This window comes from Marichromatium bheemlicum, assembly GCF_012276755.1.
GTDB classification, from domain to species: Bacteria; Pseudomonadota; Gammaproteobacteria; order Chromatiales; family Chromatiaceae; genus Marichromatium; species Marichromatium bheemlicum.
In genome coordinates this window covers 76,482-94,374 of the sequence record NZ_JAAXKX010000013.1, presented here as the reverse complement: position 1 = coordinate 94,374, position 17,893 = coordinate 76,482, and the positions used below count along the sequence as shown (strand labels likewise).

11 protein-coding genes are annotated in these 17,893 nt (G+C 67.6%); 6 read left to right on the top strand and 5 right to left on the bottom strand.

What is annotated here, in order from left to right; genetic code table 11:
- Window positions 1–120 precede the first annotated feature (120 nt).
- Entirely contained in the window at window positions 121–1,212 is a 1,092-nt protein-coding gene (locus HF203_RS10265; protein ID WP_168669320.1) for an efflux RND transporter periplasmic adaptor subunit, read from the top strand.
- Complete coding sequence (locus HF203_RS10260) at window positions 1,209–4,316, top strand: efflux RND transporter permease subunit (protein ID WP_168669318.1); 3,108 nt, start codon at window positions 1,209–1,211, stop codon at window positions 4,314–4,316. Before HF203_RS10265 ends, HF203_RS10260 begins: the two co-directional genes overlap by 4 nt.
- Here HF203_RS10260 and HF203_RS10255 read toward each other — a convergent pair.
- Both HF203_RS10255 and pgl read right to left on the bottom strand, forming a co-directional pair.
- The gene (locus tag HF203_RS10255) at window positions 4,276–7,740 is read right to left on the bottom strand and encodes an EAL domain-containing protein (RefSeq protein WP_168669316.1); all 3,465 of its coding nucleotides are present in this window, start codon (window positions 7,738–7,740) and stop codon (window positions 4,276–4,278) included. The genes HF203_RS10260 and HF203_RS10255 overlap by 41 nt on opposite strands.
- Window positions 7,741–7,913: 173 nt before the next feature.
- Window positions 7,914–8,597: a 6-phosphogluconolactonase gene (gene pgl / locus HF203_RS10250; protein ID WP_168669314.1), complete on the bottom strand. Its 684-nt coding sequence runs from the start codon at window positions 8,595–8,597 to the stop codon at window positions 7,914–7,916.
- A 192-nt stretch (window positions 8,598–8,789) separates the two neighbouring features.
- On the opposite strand from pgl, the gene HF203_RS10245 reads away from it, so the two are divergent.
- Window positions 8,790–9,791: a response regulator gene (locus HF203_RS10245; RefSeq protein ID WP_168669312.1), complete on the top strand. Its 1,002-nt coding sequence runs from the start codon at window positions 8,790–8,792 to the stop codon at window positions 9,789–9,791.
- 340 nt (window positions 9,792–10,131) lie between these two features.
- Window positions 10,132–11,082, top strand: a complete 951-nt coding sequence (locus HF203_RS10240) for a serine hydrolase (protein WP_168669310.1) — start codon at window positions 10,132–10,134, stop codon at window positions 11,080–11,082.
- Window positions 11,083–11,480: 398 nt separating this feature from the next.
- On the opposite strand, the gene cysS is transcribed toward HF203_RS10240, so the two are convergent.
- Window positions 11,481–12,869 (bottom strand): cysteine--tRNA ligase, encoded by a 1,389-nt coding sequence (cysS, locus tag HF203_RS10235; protein WP_168669308.1) that lies wholly within the window; start codon window positions 12,867–12,869, stop codon window positions 11,481–11,483.
- A 482-nt stretch (window positions 12,870–13,351) separates the two neighbouring features.
- On the opposite strand from cysS, the gene HF203_RS10230 reads away from it, so the two are divergent.
- A complete protein-coding gene (locus tag HF203_RS10230) occupies window positions 13,352–13,840 on the top strand; it encodes a peptidylprolyl isomerase (RefSeq protein ID WP_168669306.1) in 489 nt (162 codons plus the stop codon).
- 63 nt (window positions 13,841–13,903) lie between these two features.
- A complete protein-coding gene (locus HF203_RS10225; RefSeq protein WP_246221732.1) occupies window positions 13,904–14,656 on the top strand; it encodes a UDP-2,3-diacylglucosamine diphosphatase in 753 nt (250 codons plus the stop codon).
- Here HF203_RS10225 and HF203_RS10220 read toward each other — a convergent pair.
- Window positions 14,653–17,271 (bottom strand): ATP-binding protein, encoded by a 2,619-nt coding sequence (locus HF203_RS10220; RefSeq protein ID WP_168669304.1) that lies wholly within the window; start codon window positions 17,269–17,271, stop codon window positions 14,653–14,655. The genes HF203_RS10225 and HF203_RS10220 overlap by 4 nt on opposite strands.
- A 47-nt stretch (window positions 17,272–17,318) precedes the next feature.
- Entirely contained in the window at window positions 17,319–17,789 is a 471-nt protein-coding gene (locus HF203_RS10215) for a rhodanese-like domain-containing protein (protein ID WP_168669302.1), read from the bottom strand.
- Window positions 17,790–17,893 lie beyond the last annotated feature (104 nt).

Here is a 17,893-nt window from a genome sequence, read left to right as displayed (position 1 = left end):
CGAAAGGGAGTCTCCCCCATGTACGTCGATTGAACCAATCGACGGCGGCGCTGCCTGAGTCCGGGTGAGGCCGGGGCGAGCTGCCCTCGTGCCGCAGACTCAGCCGTCAGGATCGACGTGATGCCCGTGCCGCCCTGCCCCAGGCGTTTGCGCCTGTTTCACCCGCTGTTCCCGCTGCTCCTGCTGCTCGCCGATCCCGGCGCCGCAGCCCCCCCGACTGCGGTGATCGTGGCCACCGCCGAGCATGCCGAGTTGGCCGAACGCGTCGAGGCGCTCGGCACGCTGCGCGCCAACGAATCGGTGGTGATCACCTCCACGGTCACCGAGACGGTCGCGGCGCTGCACTTCGACGATGGCCAGCGCGTCGAACAAGGCGCATTGCTGGTGGAACTGACCAGCGCCGAACAACAGGCGCTGCTCGAGGAGGCACGGGCGCGCCGCGCCGAGGCCGAGCGCCAATACCGCCGGGTGAACGCCCTGGTCGCCCAGGACTCGGCCGCCGAGTCGCTGCTCGACGAGCGCCAGCGCGACCTCGAGACCAGCCGCGCAGTGCTGGTGGCGCTCGAGTCGCGGCTGGCCGACCGCGTCATCCGCGCCCCCTTCGCCGGGGTACTGGGGCTGCGCCAGGTCAGCCCCGGCGCCCTGGTCGAGCCCGGCGACCCGATCACCACCCTCGACGACGATGCCGAGATGAAGCTCGACTTCACCGTGCCCAGCCGCTATCTCGCCGGGCTCACCCCGGGACTGCGGGTGGAGGCGCGTACCCGCGCCTATGGTGAGACGGTCTTCGTCGGTCGGGTCGGTAGCGTCGACAGCCGAGTCGATCCGGTGACCCGCGCGGTCCTGGTGCGCGCCATCCTGCCCAATCCCGAGCGACGTCTGCGACCGGGGCTGTTGATGCGCCTGGAGCTGCTGTTCGACCCACGCACGGCGGTGGTGATCCCGGAGGCGGCGCTCCTGCAACGCGGCCAGCGCCACTTCGTGATGGTGGTCACCGAGGCCCCCACCGGGGAGCTGCTCGCCGAACGGCGCGAGGTACAGATCGGCATCCGCCGTCCCGGCAGGGTCGAGATCCGCGCCGGACTGAAAACCGGCGAGCGGGTGATCACCGAGGGTCACCAGCGCGTGCGTCCAGGCGCGCCGGTGCGCATCCTCGCCGTCGATGACGACGAGACCCCGTTGCAGACGTTGCTCGAGGGAAGCGCCGCGTGATCCTCTCCGATCTTGCCGTCACCCGACCGGTGCTGGCCAGCGTCTTCGCGCTGCTGCTGGTGGTCTTCGGGCTGGTCTCCTTCGACCGCCTGGCGCTACGCGAGTACCCCGACATCGACCCCCCGGTGGTCTCTATCGAGACCGGCTATCCGGGCGCCGCAGCCAATGTCGTCGAGACCCGCATCACCCGTCTGATCGAGGACCGTATCGCCGGGGTCGAGGGCATCCGCACCCTGGAGTCGACCAGTGAGGATGGGCGCTCGACCATCACCGTCGAGTTCACCAGCGATCGCGACATCGATGGCGCGGCCAACGACATCCGTGACCGCGTCTCCGGCGTGCTCGACCAGCTCCCCGATGAGGCCGAGCCGCCCGAGATCCAGAAGGTCGATAGCAACCAGGATGTGATCATGTGGCTCAACCTCACCGCCAAGGGGTTGAGCGTGCCGGAGCTGACCGACTACGCGCAGCGCTATCTCGTCGATCGCTTCTCGGTGCTCGACGGGGTGGCGCGGGTACGCGTTGGTGGCGCCCAGGTCTATGCCATGCGCGTCTGGCTCGATCGCAACGCCCTGGCCGCGCGCGGGCTCACCGTGACCGACGTCGAGCAGGCGCTACGCGCCGAGAACCTGGAGCTGCCCGCCGGCGGCATCGAGTCGATCGATCGTCAATTCAGCGTCCGCCTGAGTCGCGCCTTCGCCACCGCCGAGGACTTCGCCCAACTGGTGGTGACCCGTGGCGCCGATGGCCATCTGGTGCGACTCGGCGACCTCGCCCGGGTCGAGCGCGGCACCGAGGAGGACCGTAACCTGTTCCGGGGCAACGGCGTGGCGATGATCGGGCTCGGGATCATCAAGCAGTCGACGGCCAATACCCTGGCCGTGGCCGAACACGCCAAGACCGAGATGGCGCGGCTCAACGCCAGCCTGCCCGAGGGCATGGTGATTCGCCAGAGTTACGACTCCTCGGTGTTCATCGCCGAGGCCATCACCGAGGTCTACAAGACCCTAGCGATCGCCATCGTGCTGGTGGTGCTGGTGATCTATCTGTTCCTCGGCAGTGTGCGCGCGATGTTGGTGCCGGCGGTGACGGTGCCGGTGTCGCTGATCGCGACCTTCATCGTGCTGCTCGCGCTCGGCTTCTCGGTCAATATCCTCACCCTGCTGGCACTGGTGCTGGCCATCGGGCTGGTGGTCGACGACGCCATCGTGGTGCTCGAGAACATCCATCGCCGTATCGAGCAGTACGGCGAGAGCCCGCTGGTGGCGGCCTATCGCGGCGCCCGTCAGGTCGGCTTCGCGGTGATCGCCACCACCCTGGTGCTGATCTCGGTGTTCGTGCCAATCGCCTTCCTCGAGGGCGATCTGGGACGGCTGTTCGGCGAGTTCTCACTGACCATGGCCGCGGCGGTAGCCTTCTCCTCGCTGGTCGCGCTCACCCTCTCGGCGAGCCTGGCAGCGCAGATCCTGCCCGCCACCCAGCAGCGCCCCGGTCCCCTGGCGCGCATCATCGAACGCGGTTTCGGTTGGCTGCGACGCGCCTATGCTCGCGTGCTCGGGGGGCTACTGGCGCACCCCTGGGTGGTTGGCGTGGCCTTCGTGCTGACCCTCGGCGCCGCTGCCTGGTTGCTCGACCAACTGCCCCAGGAGTACACCCCGAAGGAGGATCGCGGCGCCTTCTTCGTGCTGGTCGACGGCCCCGAGGGCGCCTCCTTCTCCTACATGGAGGAGTACATGGACGAGATCGAGCGCCGGCTGCTGCCCTATGCCGAGTCCGGCGAGGCGATCCGCGTGCTGGTGCGCGCACCACGCGCCTTCGGGACACTGGAGCGCTACAACTCGGGGATCGTGGTGATGGTGCTCTCGGGGTACGACCAACGTCGCTCGGGCTGGGCGATCATGGACGAGGTGCGCGCGCGACTCGCCGATCTGCCCGGGGTGCGCGCCTTCCCGGTGATGCGCCAGGGCTTCGGCGGCGGTATCCAAAAGCCGGTGCAGTTCGTCATCGGCGGCGGGACCTATGCCGAGCTGGCGACATGGCGCGACACCCTGGTCGAATCGATCGAGGCCGACAACCCCGGGCTGGTCGGACTCGACTGGGACTACAAGGAGACCAAGCCACAGCTGCGCGTGGAGATCGACTACGACCGCGCCGCCGACCTCGGGGTGCGCATCGAGACCATCGGGCGCACCCTCGAGACCATGCTCGGCTCGCGCCAGGTCACCACCTATCTCGACGACGGCGAGGAGTACGACGTCATCCTCGAGGGCGAGCGCGACAGCCAGCGCACCCCCGGCAGCCTGGAGAACCTCTATGTGCGCTCGGCCCATGGCGACACCCTGATTCCGCTCTCGAATCTGGTACGGGTCAGCGAGATGGCCGACTCCCAGCAGCTCAACCGCTACAACCGCATGCGCGCCATCACCCTCTCGGCCAACCTCGCCCCCGGGGTCTCGCTCGGCGAGGTCCTCGATGCGCTCGACGCCCGCGCTGGCGCGCTACTGCCCGAGCACGCGCGCATCGACTACCGTGGCGAGAGCCAGGACCTGCGCACCGGCACCGCCGGCATGACCTTGATCTTCGGCCTCGGGGTGCTGGTCGTCTTCCTGGTGCTGGCGGCGCAGTTCGAGAGCTGGATCCACCCGCTGGTGATCATGCTCACCGTGCCGTTGGCGATGGCCGGGGCGCTCGGCGGGCTGTGGCTGAGCGGGCAGACGCTCAACATCTACAGTCAGATCGGACTGATCATGCTGGTCGGGCTGGCGGCCAAGAACGGCATCCTCATCGTCGAGTTCGCCAACCAGCTGCGAGACCAAGGCTATGCGTTCCGCGACGCGCTCACCGAGGCGGCCGACGTGCGCCTGCGCCCGATCGTGATGACCGGCATCACCACCGCCGCCGGCGCCGTGCCGTTGTTGCTCTCGAGCGGGGCCGGGGCCGAGACCCGCACCGTGATCGGTACCGTGATCCTCTCCGGGGTGATCGCCGCGACCCTGTTCACCCTGTTCGTGGTACCGGTGGCCTATGACCTGTTCGCCCGGCGCACCAGTTCACCGGCGGCGCTCAGGGCGCGTCTGCAGCGTGAGGCGGACACCTCCGCGTGAGCCAGTCGCGTTCGAGCACCTCGACCCCGAGCGGGCGGGCATAGAGGAAGCCCTGCACCTGGTGACAGCCATGACGGCGGAGAAAGGCCGCCTGCGCCTCGGTCTCGACACCCTCGGCGATGGTCTCGAGACCGAGCGCGACGCCGAGGGCGATGGTGGCCTTGACGATCTCGGCATCACTGGGGTTGTGGGTGACGTCCTTGACGAACTCTCGATCGATCTTGATCTTGTCGGCACGTAGGTTGCGCAGATACTGCAGCGACGAGAAGCCGGTGCCGAAGTCGTCGATGGCAAAGCGCACCCCGATCTCGGAGAGGCGGATGATGTCGGCCTGGGTGCGGGCATCGGCCTGGATCAGCACCGTCTCGGTGAACTCCAACTCCAACTCCTCGGGCCGCGCCCCGGTGCGCTCGAGCACCGCCAGGATCTGCTCGGCGAAGGCATCATCGGCAACCTGCTGGGCACACAGATTGACCGCCACCCGACCGAAGACCAGCCCGCGCTCACGCCACGCCCGCGCCTGCCGGCACACCGCCTCCAGCACCCAGGCCGAGAGCGGTCGGATCATGCCGCGCCGCTCGGCGATATCGATGAAGGCGCCGGGCTGGAGCAGCCCGCGCTCGGGATGCTGCCAGCGCACCAACGCCTCGACCCCGACCAGCGCACCGCTGCGCAGGTCGACCTGGGGCTGGTAGTGCAGGCACAGCTCATCGTGGTCGACGGCACGGACCAGCTCCGAGGCGATCTCCAACTCATGGCGCAGCTGATCGGTCATGGTGTCGGCAAAGAAGGCGTGGGTCCCCCGCCCGGCCTCCTTGGCCTTGTAGAGGGCGACGTCGGCGCGCGCGATGAGGTCGTCGACGCTGAGATCCTGACGATCGGCGATGGCGATACCGATGCTGGTATTGGTGTTGATCGCGCAGGCGCCGAGGGCGAAGTGTTCGGAGAAGATCCCCACCACCTTGTCGGCGAGCGCCGCGGCCTCGGCCGGGTGTGTGATCGGCACCTGCAGCAGCGCGAACTCGTCACCACCGAAACGCGCGAAGACGTCGCTGGCACGGACCACCCCACGGATCCGGTGCGCCACCGCACACAGCAGCTCGTCACCGACCGGGTGGCCGAGGCTGTCGTTGACATCCTTGAAGTGATCGAGATCGAGCATGTGCAAGGCAAAACGCTGCCCCTCGCGTCGCAACAACGCCAACGCCCGGCCCACCTCCTCCTTGAACAGCAAGCGATTGGGCAACCCGGTGAGGCTGTCGTGGAAGGCCAGGTGCTGGATCTCGGCCTCGACGCGCTTGCGCTCGCTGATGTCGTGAAAGGTCACCACCGCGCCCTCGATCCGCCCCTCGCGCAGGATCGGGGTCGACCAGTACTCGACCGGGAAGTGCCCACCGTCGGCGCGCCAGAACACCGCGTCGGTGACGTGATAACCACGCCCCTCGCGCATCGCGCGCAGCATCGGGCTGTCGAGGCTGGTGATCGGCTCACCGTCGGGGCGCGAGTGGTGGATCAACTCGTGGATAGCGCGACCGGTGAGCGCCTCGGCGCTGAACCCGAGCAACCGCGCCGCGGCCGGATTGACGAAGGTGGTGCGGGCCTCGAGGTCGAGACCGAAGACCCCCTCGGTGCTCGAGTCGAGCAACAACCGCGCGCGTTCCTCGGCCAGGCGGGTGGCGCGCTCGACCCGGGCATGCTCCATCACGATCGCGGCCAGTTCGGCGGCCGACTCGATCAACGCGATGTCATCGGGCGACGGCACCGAGACCTCGTGGGCATAGATGGCGAAGGTCCCGAGCACCGTCGCATCCGGGGCGATGATCGGCTGCGACCAGCAGGCGCGCAGCTCGGTGGTGAGCAACAGCTCACGCAGGCCCTCCCAGAAGGGGTGCTCGAGCAGGTCGGCGACCACCACCCGCTTGCCCAGACTCGCCGCATGCCCGCAGGAGCCGACCGCAGGTCCCACCACCATGCCGTCGATGGCGTGCATATAGTGCTCGGGCAGACGGCGCGCAGCGGCGTTGTGGAGGGTACGGGTCGCGCCGTCGTAGCGATGGATCGAACACAGCGCCTGAGGCGAGACGCGCTCGACGTAGTCGATGATCGCCTCGAGCACCGCCTGCTGCGGACGACCACGGGCGAGCATCTCGAGCACCCGGTTGCGACCGTCGAGCAGCAACCGTGAGCGATGATAGTCGGTGACATCGTGGGCGACGCTGATGAATCCGACCACTCGTCCCTGATCGTCGCGCCGGTAGTTCCATTCGACCTGCAGCTCGATCACCCGGCCATCACGGGTTCGATTGCGATTGAAGTAGGTCGTCGGCGGCGGCTGCAGTCGGGCGAAGCGACGCAGGTCGCGTTCCAGCGCGTCGCGCTCGGACTCGACGACCAGCTCGCTGACACGCATTCGCTCGAGTTCGGTGCGGGTATAGCCGAGCAGCCGCGAGACGGCCGGATTGACATACCGAATCCGGCCATCGAGATCGAGTTCCATCACCGCATACTGCTGGACCTCGATCAGGGTGCGAAAACGCCCCTCGCTCTCGCGTAGCGCCGCCTCGGTGGCGCGGCGCTGCGCAATCATGCGTGCCGCCGCGCGCGCGATCAGGGCCGACTCGCGAAAACGCATCCGCGCCGGTTCGAGCCCGACGTCGGGGTCGGTGTTGGCGGTAGCGAAAAAATTGATGAAGGCGAGCACGTCGGCGCGGGCATGACGACTGAGACGCCGCGTCAGCACATAGACCAGCCACAGGATGATCACCAGCCCCACGGCCAACGCCAGCAGCTTGACACCCAGCTCGGCGTTGACCGCCGCGCGCCGCTCGGCGACCACCTCGTCGAGGCGATCGAGCAGACAACCGGCGCCGATGTACCAGCCCCAGGGGGCAATTGGCTCGACATAACTGAGCTTGGGCGCAGCCCGCCACCCCGGGAAGGCCGGCATCACGTATTCGACGAAGCCGCCACCGGACTGCGCCACACGGATCAGGTCGCGCATCACGGTAGGCGCGCCATCATCGGTGAGTTCGAGCACCTGTCGCCCGCGCGCCGGGCCGAGCAGCGAGACCCCGTCCCAGCGCCCGGCAAAGGTCCGGTAATCACTACCGGTGTTACGGATCTCGAGCCACTCCAACACCCGACGTTGCGCGGCCCGCTCGCGCCGCGCCGCCTCGACGCCCTCGGCCGCGTCCACCGCAAGCAGCTGGCGTTGATAGTGCGCAAAGCGCACCGCCTCGGTCACCAGTGCCTGCAATCGATCACGGGTCTCGCGCAGGTGGTTGGCCCGCAGGGTGGCGGTCTCCTGCTGCAGGGCGTAGAGATCGAACATCACCACCGCGGCCATGCTCAGCACCACCGTTGCCAGCGACACGATCAGGGTCTTGCGGATCAAGCTCGCGACGAAGGAGGCGGAAGTGGACATGGAAGCAAACACATCGGCACTGGCCAGCGACGCCGTTGTACCGACGCCCACGAAAAGGCGCCCGATCAGCGGGCGCCCGCTGTGTATCGGCGGACGTCGATTCCATGGCGCCACGCGATCAAGTCGCCCATTCTAGCCTCGGTGCCCGGCGTGTGGAACCACGCCTCGTGGCCTCATCCCCAGGCCGCGGCGTCGACCAACACCTCGGCCCCGGCGGCAGCCGCCACGCTCGCCACCGGCAGCCCGTCACCGGCACGCCAACGCGCCAGCGCCTCGCGCTTGCCGGCACCGGTGACCAGCACCAGCGCCTCGCGGGTCGCGCTCAGGGCCGCTGGGGTCAGGGTGACGCGATCGGGTGGAGGCTTCGGCGCCTCGTGCACCGCCATCGTCAACCCCGTCTGCGCCAGTGCGTGCCCCGGGAACAGGCTCGCGGTGTGGCCATCCTCGCCCATACCGAGCAGCACCAAATCAAAGGGCAGCAGCGGCGCGATCAAGGCCGCATAGCGGTGCGCCGCCTCCTCGGCCCCGAGTTCGGCGGGGATCGGGTGATGCTGCCCCGGGGGTAAGGCGATGCGGTCGAGCCAACAGGCAGCAATCGCCCGACTGTTGCGTTGCCGATCCTCGGGCGGCAGACAACGCTCGTCACCATGGAACAGGTGCCAGCGCGACCAATCGGCGGGGCTGGTAGCGAGCCGCTCATAGACCCGCAACGGCGTCCCGCCCCCGGCAAGCACCAGGGTGAAGCGCCCCCGCGCGGCGATCGCCCGCTGTGCTGCGGCCAGCACCCGCGAGGCCACGACCTCGGCGAGCGCCTCTGGCGATTCATGGACCTGGAAGCCGACGCCGGAGACAGACATGCTAGGATCACCCCCTGTAAAGATCGCTGCTGTGCGCCGCCCGGTCGCGACCAGGCGGTCTCGAAACACGAATGGGGGCGCACACCGGCCCTGGCAAGCCCGCAGCCACGCCCCCACTAGGGAACCGACTCACGCATACGCACTTGCTCTCCACCCCCATCCCGAGGGATGGGGTTTCTCGCGGAGGATTGGATGAAGATACTCCTGGTCGATGACTCCAAGTCGGCGCGCTATGCGCTGCGGCTCCAGCTCCAACGCCATGACGTCGAGGTCGAGACCGCCGACTCGGCCGAGGCCGCCTTCGAGATCCTCGAACGCGAACTTCCCGACGCCATCCTGATGGATCACATGATGCCAGGGCTCAACGGCTTCGAGGCGCTCGAGATCCTCAAGCAGAATCCTCGCACCGCCTCGATCCCGGTGGTGATGTGCTCCTCGCACGAAGAGGCCGACTTCGTCGAGACCGCGCGACGCAAGGGAGTGCTCGGGGTCCTGCCCAAGTCCGTCGCCCCGGAGCGGATGCCCGAGATCCTCGAGCAACTGCGCGCCACCCTCGCCCAGCCGACGGCCTCACCGGCCGAACCGGCGACGGCGCCCCCACCCCAGCCGGCCCCCGCCCCAACGACACCGCCACCCACGGCCAGTGCCACTACACTCGATGGGGCCGAACTCGACGCCCGCATCGCCGCCCAGATCACCCGCACTCTCACCCCGATGCTCGAGGACCTGCGGCGCGACCTCAGCGAACAATTACGCGCCGAGGTCCGCCAGCAGCTCGACACCCGCCAGGACATCTCCGAGGCCGAACTCCAGGCACAGATCCGCGCCATCCTGCCCGAGCAACTACCTAACCAACTGCGCATCGAACTCGAGGGCGAGCGGGCGCGAGTCGAGGAGCTGATCGACGCCAGCCGTCCCCAACCCGAGGCACTCTCGAACCTGGTCGAACAAGCCCTGCAGTCACACCTCAAACCACTGAGCGAACAGACCGCGCAGCAGGCGATCGTCGCCGCCCGCCACGAGATCCAGGAGCAGAGCGAGATGATCGCCGAACAAGCCCAGGCCAGCGTCGGTGCCAACCTCGAGCCCCTGCACGCCAAGCTCAGAGAGGTCCGGCTCTGGGCGCTCAGCGCCGCCTTCGTCGGTATTGCTGCCGCGGGCGTGGTGTGGTTGCTGCTCGGGGGCACGGCCTGACCCCCTACGCGCCGACTCGAGAGCGGCCTGGCAAAGGATTGCCAAGCTGCTTCAAGTGACGTCTTGATAACCTTGAGACATCAGCACTTTTCTGCCGCACACTCCTTGTCATTCCAGCCCTGGCCGCCTATCCTTTCGCGGTCTGTCACGGCCCGTGGCGGGCATGATCATCACCACGCCGGAGCCACGCGTCGTCTCTACCCGGCATCTCGCGCTGGCAGCACGCACCGCCCCTCCATGCTCGACGCTCGCCGCCAGCGGGGATGGCGTAACCCGGTGAACACGCGCAGTCGCGCCTCGCCGACGGCGCCCTGTAGTCCTTTCTCGGAGGGATCGAGTTATGTATGAGTTCGCGGACGGTACCGAGCGACCGGATGCCGGCGACCACGGCCTCTATCTGGATCGCCGTCACTTTCTCGCTGCACTCGCCGCCACCTCCGCTGGCCTGCTCGGGGGCACTCCCAGCTTCACCGAGGCCGCCGCACACAGGCACTCGCTGAACTATCAGGTCAACGACCTGGTACAGCGACTGCGGCGCAAGGGGATCGTGCAGCCTAATGAGCAGACATCTTGGTCGGTCTACGACTTCTCCACCGGCAAGAAGCTGGTGGCGATCAACGAAGATACGCAACGCCAAGCGGCGAGCATGATCAAGCCCTTCATCGCCCAAGCCTACTTCTATCAGGTGACGCGCTCCGGTCGGGTACGCTACAACGACGACGTGCGCCATCACATGGAGCGGATGATCCAGCGCAGCAGCAACAGCGCCACCAACTGGATGATCGATCGGGTCAGCGAGAACCGCTCACGGCGCGGGCCGCGCGACGTCGAGGCCGAACTCAAGCACCATGCCCCCGGCATCTTCCGCCAGACCCGGATCATCGAGAAGATCCCCCCGGGCGGCGGCACCTATGCCAACAAGGCCTCGGCCCACGACTACAGCCGCTTTCTCTACGCCATCTGGAACGACCGCATGCCCTACAGCGCCGAGCTGCGACGGCTGATGTGTCTGCCCAACAACGACCGGATCGTTACCCGGGTCTCGGCCATTGCGCACCCGCTGCAGGTCTGCGACAAGACCGGCTCCACGGCCAAGCTGTGCGGCAACATGGGCATCATCGAGGCGCGCGATCGGCGTGGTAACAAACACGCCTATACCATGATCGGCATCATCGAGCGGCCCTCCCGGGCACAGAACTACACCCAGTGGATCCGCAGCCGCGGTGACGTCATCCGCCAGGTCTCCAACCTCGTTTACCTGCACATGAAGGACCGTCACGGATTGGTGTAGGCGGGGCGCGGGCAGCCGCCAGCCGGGTTGAACCGCAAAGGCGCGGAGGACGCAAAGGGATGCGGGGGTTCGGCATCGTTGGTTGGATGAGCGGTGCATCGGTTGGGTTGCCGAGGGCAACTCAACCGATGTGCTCGGGAAGATGGGCCGCCAGCCGCCAGCCGCCAGCCGCCAGGGAATTGAACCGCAAAGACCCAAAGGACACGAAGAAAGCGACCAGCCTTCAGCAAACAGCCTCCAGTGTCGGTATGTGGTCAACCGCGACGCGACGAGACAACCCTGCCCCTCACCGGAGGCTGGCAGCTGGAAGCCTTTCCTCATCTTCGCGCTCTTTGCGCCTTGGCGGTTCAATCACCCTTGGCGGTTCAATCACCCTGACGCCTGACGGCAGACGACACTCAACCGCGCCGCCAGGTGGTGCCCTGGGCGCCGTCCTCGAGGACGATGCCGGCCTCGGTGAGGGCGTCGCGCAGCCGGTCGGCCTCGGCCCAATCGCGCGCGGCACGGGCGGCCTGGCGCTGGGCGATCATCGACTCGATGGTGGCGTCGTCGAGCCCGTCGGTGCCGCCGTCGCCGCCGCGCAGATAGCGCTCGGGGTCGTCCTGGAGGATGCCGATCACGCCGCCGAGACGGCGCAGCTCGGCGCCGAGCGCGGCGGCCTGCTCCGGCTCACCGGCATCGCGCGCGCGGTTGACCTCGCGCGCCAGCTCGAAGAGCACCGCCAGCGCCTCGGGGGTGTTGAAGTCGTCGTCCATCGCCGCAGTGAAGCGGGTGGCGAACGCGCTCTCGGCCGGGGCCTCGGCCTCGGGCAGGCCGCGCAGCGCGGTGTAGAGACGGGTGAGCGCGCCGCGCGCCGACTGTAGTTGCTCGTCGGCGTAGTTGAGCGGGCTGCGGTAGTGGCTGGTGAGGATGAAGTAGCGTACCTCCTCGGCCTGGAAGCGCTCGAGCACCTCGCGCACAGTGAAGAAATTGCCGAGCGACTTCGACATCTTCTCCTCGTTGATACGCACGAAGCCGTTGTGCATCCACACCTCGGCGAAGGGTTCGCCGGTGGCCCCTTCGGACTGGGCAATCTCGTTCTCGTGGTGGGGGAACTGCAGGTCGGCCCCGCCGCCGTGGATGTCGAAGTGGTTGCCGAGGCAGCAGGTGCTCATCGCCGAGCACTCGATGTGCCAGCCCGGACGTCCCTCGCCCCAGGGCGAGGACCAGCTCGGCTCGCCGGGCTTGGCCCCCTTCCACAGTGCGAAGTCGAGCGGGTCGCGCTTGGCCTCGTCGACCTCGACCCGGGCGCCGGCGCGCAGATCTTGCGGGTCCTTGCCCGAGAGCTTGCCGTAGCCGGGGAAGCGCGAGACGGCGTAGTACACATCGCCGTTGTCGGCGGCATAGGCCAACCCCTTGTCGATCAGGGTGGCGACCATCGCCTGGATCTCGTCGATGTGCGCGGTGGCGCGCGGCTCGCTGGTCGGCGCCAACACGCCGAGCGCGGCGGCGTCCTCGTGCATCGCAGCGATGAAGCGCTCGGTCAGCGCGGCGCAGGGCTCGCCGTTCTCGGCGGCGCGACGGATGATCTTGTCGTCGATGTCGGTGATGTTGCGCACATAGTTCACCTCGTAGCCGAGCTCGCGCAGATAGCGATAGACCACGTCGAACACTACCATCACTCGGGCATGACCGAGGTGACAGTAGTCGTAGACGGTCATGCCGCATACATACATGCGCACCTTGCCGGGCTCGAGCGACTGGAAGGGGGTCTTCTGACGGGTCAGGCTGTTGTAGATCTGAAGCATCGGAGTGATTTTTTTTAATTTCTCGCGCAACACAAGGGCCAAGGCGTCCATGTTAGCAAAGGAGCGCTGAACACGTAGGTTGGGCTGCCATCGGCAACCCAACACATGCCTCACCGCCCGATGATCGAGCACCGGTGTTGGATGACCCGTCCACGAGCATGACCGGTTTGTCGCTGGAACCGTGGGGGGCGGGGCATCCAACCGACGACGCTGACGGCTGGCGCACCTTTGACGTATCCGTCAAAGCCCTTACCATGTACCATCTGCAACCCGTGCGACCATCGACCGGCCCCTGTGCCGACACTGGTCGAGGCTCGGTCGAAGGGGTCAGACAAGCCGCACCAACCCGCCGTTGGCGTGGTCCACCCCGCTCGACCACCGCCCCCGGCACCACAGTGCTGGAGCACCTGAAACCGTCGCCCTCAAGGGCGACCCGCTGTCCACCCTGTCCATACGGACGGGCCTCTCGCGGAGAGACATCCATGATCAAACTCACCACCAACCACGGCGACATCCTGATCGAGCTCGAGACCGAACAGGCGCCGAAGACCTGCGCCAACTTCGAGCAGTACGTGCGTGACGGACACTACGACGGCACCCTCTTCCACCGCGTGATCGACGGCTTCATGATCCAGGGCGGTGGCATGACCTCCGACTTCGCCGCCAAGCCGACCCGCCGTCCGATCGAGAACGAGGCCAACAACGGCCTCAAGAACGTCACCGGCAGCATCGCCATGGCCCGTACCATGGAGCCGCACTCGGCCACCGCGCAGTTCTTCATCAATGTCGCCGACAACGGCTTTCTCGACTACCCCGGGCAGGACGGCTGGGGCTATTGCGTGTTCGGCCGGGTGGTCGAGGGCATGGAGACCGTCAACGCCATCAAGGGTGTGAACACCGGCAGTCGCAACGGCCACCAGGACGTCCCCGTCGAGGACGTCATCATCGAGCGCGCCGAGATCGTCGACTAGCGCCCTATCGACAGGCCCAGCCCCCGCTCCGGCCCTGGTGCGGGCGGCCCATCTGCTGTTGCGATGCACACCGACCCCATGGGCGAGACCCTCTTCGTCTCCGACATCCATCTCGCACCACGCCGCCCGGCACTGACCCGGCTGTTTCTCGACCTGCTCGAGGGACGCGCGCGTCATGCCGCACGCCTCTACGTCCTCGGCGACCTGTTCGATGCCTGGATCGGTGACGATGACGACGAACCGCTACACCGGGAGATCGGCGCCGCGCTCGCCGCACTCACCGCCGCCGGTACCCAGTGCTTCATCCAGCACGGCAACCGCGATTTCCTCATCGGCCGGCGTTTTCTTCGCACCAGTGGGTGTCGGCCGATCCCCGACCCTCATCCGCTCACCCTCGACGGCGAGCGCGTTATCCTGATGCACGGCGACCTGCTCTGCACCGACGATCTCGCCTATCAGCGTTTCCGGCGCCGCGTACGCAACCCCTTGGTAAGACGGCTGTTTCTGTGGCGTTCACTGGCCTGGCGCAAGGCCCTGGCGGCCGACTACCGACGACGTAGCACGGCGGCCAACGCCGACAAGAGCGCCGCGATCATGGACGTCACCGAAGCGACGGTGCGGCGCTATCTGCAGCGTCATCGCGCCACGCGCCTGATCCACGGTCACACCCACCGCCCCGCCGACCATCCGTTACTGATCGATGGCCGGAGCGCCACTCGCATGGTGCTTGCCGATTGGAGCGAGCGCGGCGGCGAGCTGTTGGTCCACCGTCCCGGCGCGGGCTTTCGCCGCGAACCACTGCTCCCCGCCGCCTAACGCGACATCGCCCGAGTGATCGCCGCGGCCAGCTCGTCCCAGGTCACCGGCTTGAGCAGCACCTCGGCGATCCGCAGTCGCACCAAATCGGCCTGCTTGATCGAGCAACAATCGCCGGTGAGCATCAGCACCGCGATCCCGGTATCGTTACGACGGATCTGGCGCACCAACTCCAGCCCGCTCATCCCCGGCATCATCTGATCGGTGATCAGTAGCTCGAAGCCGCCCGCGCACCGAGCCAGACAGTTGAGCGCCGCGGCGGCGTCGGCACAGGCCTCGACCTGCGCCCCGGCGCCGGCCAGGGTCTCCTTGAGATGGTACAGGATCACCGGCTCGTCCTCGACCAACAGCACCCGTAACCCCTCGATAGCCACCGGCTCGACCGCGCCGTGCGGCACCTCGGGTTCACCCTGGGGCTCGACCTCGGCGCTTAGCGGCAGCAGGATGTCGAAGCGAGTGCCGCCGGTCGCGCTGGTCCCGAGCAACAGATGGCCACCGTAGGTACGCACGATCCCCGAGACCACCGCCAACCCCATCCCGGCCCCCTCGCCGAGCCGCTTGGTGGTGAAGAAGGGCTCGAAGATCTGATCACGGATGCCGGGGGCGATCCCCGGCCCCGAGTCGGCGACATGGATACAGGCCCAGAGCCCGCGCACCTGCTCGTGACAGATCGCGCACTCGGCCCAGCCGAGCCGCCGCACCCGCACCCCGACCGAAATCTGCCCCATCCCCTGCATGGCATCGCGCGCATTGATGCAGAGGTTCATCAACAACTGCTGGAGATGGATCGGGTCGACGGTCACCGTCGGCGAACGCGCCGGCCACTCGGTGACGATCTCCAGCGTCGCCGGCAGCACCGAGCGCAGCATCGACAACACCTCGCGCAACCGCGGCACCAGCAACAGCGGCCGTGCCGCCTCGGTGCGTTCCCCACGCGAACACACCAGCAACTGGCGCACCAGTGCACGCGCACCATTGACCGCGGCCATGATCTGCTCGAGCTGAGCGTCGAGCCGGGGCTCGGCGACCCCGAACTGTCGCCGCGCCAGCTCCGCCACCCACTGGATACTGGCCAGGGTGTTGTTGAAGTCATGGGCGATGCCGCTGGTGAGCTGGCCGATCGCCTCGAGCTTCTGCGCCTGCTGCAAGGCGCGCTGCAAGCGTGCGCGTTCGGTCTCGGCATGCTTGCGCTCGGAGACGTCACGGATCACCGTGACGATGTACTCCTCACCCCCGGTGCTGGCGTGATGGGCATTAACCTCGACCGCGAAGCCCCGCCCGTCGGGTAGCTCGCCTTCGAGCTCGAAGGTCAGCCGACCGTCACGCCGAACCCGCTCGACCAAACGCCCCCAGCGCTCCATCGACCCGAAGGCAGCGCCGAGATCGAGCGGACGGCGCGCCAGCATCTCATCGGCAGAGAGCCCGAGAAAGGCACGAAAGGTCTGGTTGGCATCGAGATACCGGGCGGTGTGCGGATCGACCACCGCGATCATGTCGGTCGAGCAGTCGAGCAGATGCCGAAAGCGACGCAGCGAACGCTCCGACTCGCGGTTGCGCTGGCGTTGGCGCTCGCGCACGAACAGCGTGATCGCCCCCAACAGTACCCCCAGGAACAACACCAACGGCAGGGTCGCGAGCAGCGCATGGCGATAGATCCGCCAGTTGCTGCGCTCACAGATGACCAGCCAGGGCACCCCGGCGAGCCGGGCGCCACGCACCTGCGCACCGGCCACCCCCAGGGTGGAATCCGGGTGCGCGCTCACCTGCGCGAAGAGCGCGGGACGGGCCTCGGCGAGCGAGTCGGGATAGCCAGCCACATCCGGACCAGCGGCTGCGATCACCGTACCGTCGTCGTCGACCACATAGACCCGGTCACCGGAGCCGTGCTCCGGGGCGAGATAGTCACCGATCGCATCCAGGGTGAGGTCGAAACCAACGATGCCGTGGAACTGTCCCTCGACATAGACCGGGGCCCCGAAGGCGACCATGGGGCCACGACCGGCGGCATCGAGATAGACCTCGGAGACATAGGGTCGACGCCCGGGGTTACGCCCCGGCGCCCCCTTGGTATAGAGCGCGAGGCCGTGGATCGCCTCGGACATGAACAGATGTTCGAACGGCAGATAGGGATAGAGCGACATAAAGCCGCGCGCCGAGATGTAATAGACCCAAGGGGTCTCGGGGTAGGCGCGACGCACCCAGCGGAAGGCCGGTTCGAGAGAGAGCGCCATCGCCAGCTCGCGTCGCAGCGTCGCATCGGTGCGATCGAAGGCGCCCTGCCCGGTGAGATTGAGCCCCGCCTCGGGGCGGACCGGCGGCGCCACCCCGACCAGGCCATAACCATCGCGCCCAGCGACCGGGCCGAGCAGCGCCAACCGCTCGAACGCATGCTGTCCCGGATCGACCAGGTTGGTCACCGCTGCGGTGCGCAGGGCATCGGCGGTCTCGAGGGCGCGATGGGTCACCGCATCGAGCAACAGCGTCAAGCGCTCGCTGCGGTGCTCGAAGCGCGAGACCTCCTCGCGGATGGCCATCACCCCGTGCAGCCAGACCCCACCGATCAACGCCGCGAGAATCGTCAGGCGCACCACCAGGGTCCGGGCCTGCATCGGCATCAGCACCTCCCGCGCGGAGGGGCCGGCGTCACGTTCGCTGCAGCCGCTCAACGTCGGTCTGGGTGGCGTTGGTCAGGACGCAGCCTGGGGGTGAAATAAGCGTCGGCCCGCTCGGGGTCGACCTCGATCCCGGCGGCGTCGACCAGCGGCTGGTCGTCATCCTTCCAGCCGCGCAGCCCGGTGCGGAGCGACACCACCTGCCGATAGCCGAGCACCTGCAGTACGTGTGCGGCGAGTACGCTGCGGTTGCCGGAGCGACAAACCACCACCACCTCGCGCGTGCGCGCCTCGACCAGCTCGGGCACGGTCTCCTCGTAATCCCACTCACAGGCCGACTCGAGGATACCGCGCGGTACGTTGAGCGAGCCCGGCAGGTGCATGGCGCCATACTCCTCGGGCTCGCGCACATCGACGATCAACGGCGCCGGCGATCGCTCCAACCGTTCGGCCAGATCCCAGGGCATGATCTCCCTGACCTCGGTCAGACAGTGTTGGATCAGTTGCAGAAAACGCTTCATGGGCAAACTCCCCCTGCTCAGCGCATAAATCCCGCCAAGCCCCGAGCAACGCCCTGGACTCGGATGTCGGCGACCCGGCGGGAGCAAACCACCCCGATAGCGCT

Bases quoted from the DNA above. Each gene is read 5' to 3' on its own strand.
- cysS (WP_168669308.1), bottom strand. From the start codon at position 12,869: ATGCTTCAGATCTACAACAGCCTGACCCGTCAGAAGACCCCCTTCCAG.
- HF203_RS10265 (WP_168669320.1), top strand. From the start codon at position 121: ATGCCCGTGCCGCCCTGCCCCAGGCGTTTGCGCCTGTTTCACCCGCTG.
- pgl (WP_168669314.1), bottom strand. From the start codon at position 8,597: ATGTCTGTCTCCGGCGTCGGCTTCCAGGTCCATGAATCGCCAGAGGCG.
- HF203_RS10255 (WP_168669316.1), bottom strand. From the start codon at position 7,740: ATGTCCACTTCCGCCTCCTTCGTCGCGAGCTTGATCCGCAAGACCCTG.
- HF203_RS10230 (WP_168669306.1), top strand. From the start codon at position 13,352: ATGATCAAACTCACCACCAACCACGGCGACATCCTGATCGAGCTCGAG.
- HF203_RS10240 (WP_168669310.1), top strand. From the start codon at position 10,132: ATGTATGAGTTCGCGGACGGTACCGAGCGACCGGATGCCGGCGACCAC.
- HF203_RS10220 (WP_168669304.1), bottom strand. From the start codon at position 17,271: ATGCCGATGCAGGCCCGGACCCTGGTGGTGCGCCTGACGATTCTCGCG.
- HF203_RS10225 (WP_246221732.1), top strand. From the start codon at position 13,904: ATGCACACCGACCCCATGGGCGAGACCCTCTTCGTCTCCGACATCCAT.
- HF203_RS10245 (WP_168669312.1), top strand. From the start codon at position 8,790: ATGAAGATACTCCTGGTCGATGACTCCAAGTCGGCGCGCTATGCGCTG.
- HF203_RS10215 (WP_168669302.1), bottom strand. From the start codon at position 17,789: ATGAAGCGTTTTCTGCAACTGATCCAACACTGTCTGACCGAGGTCAGG.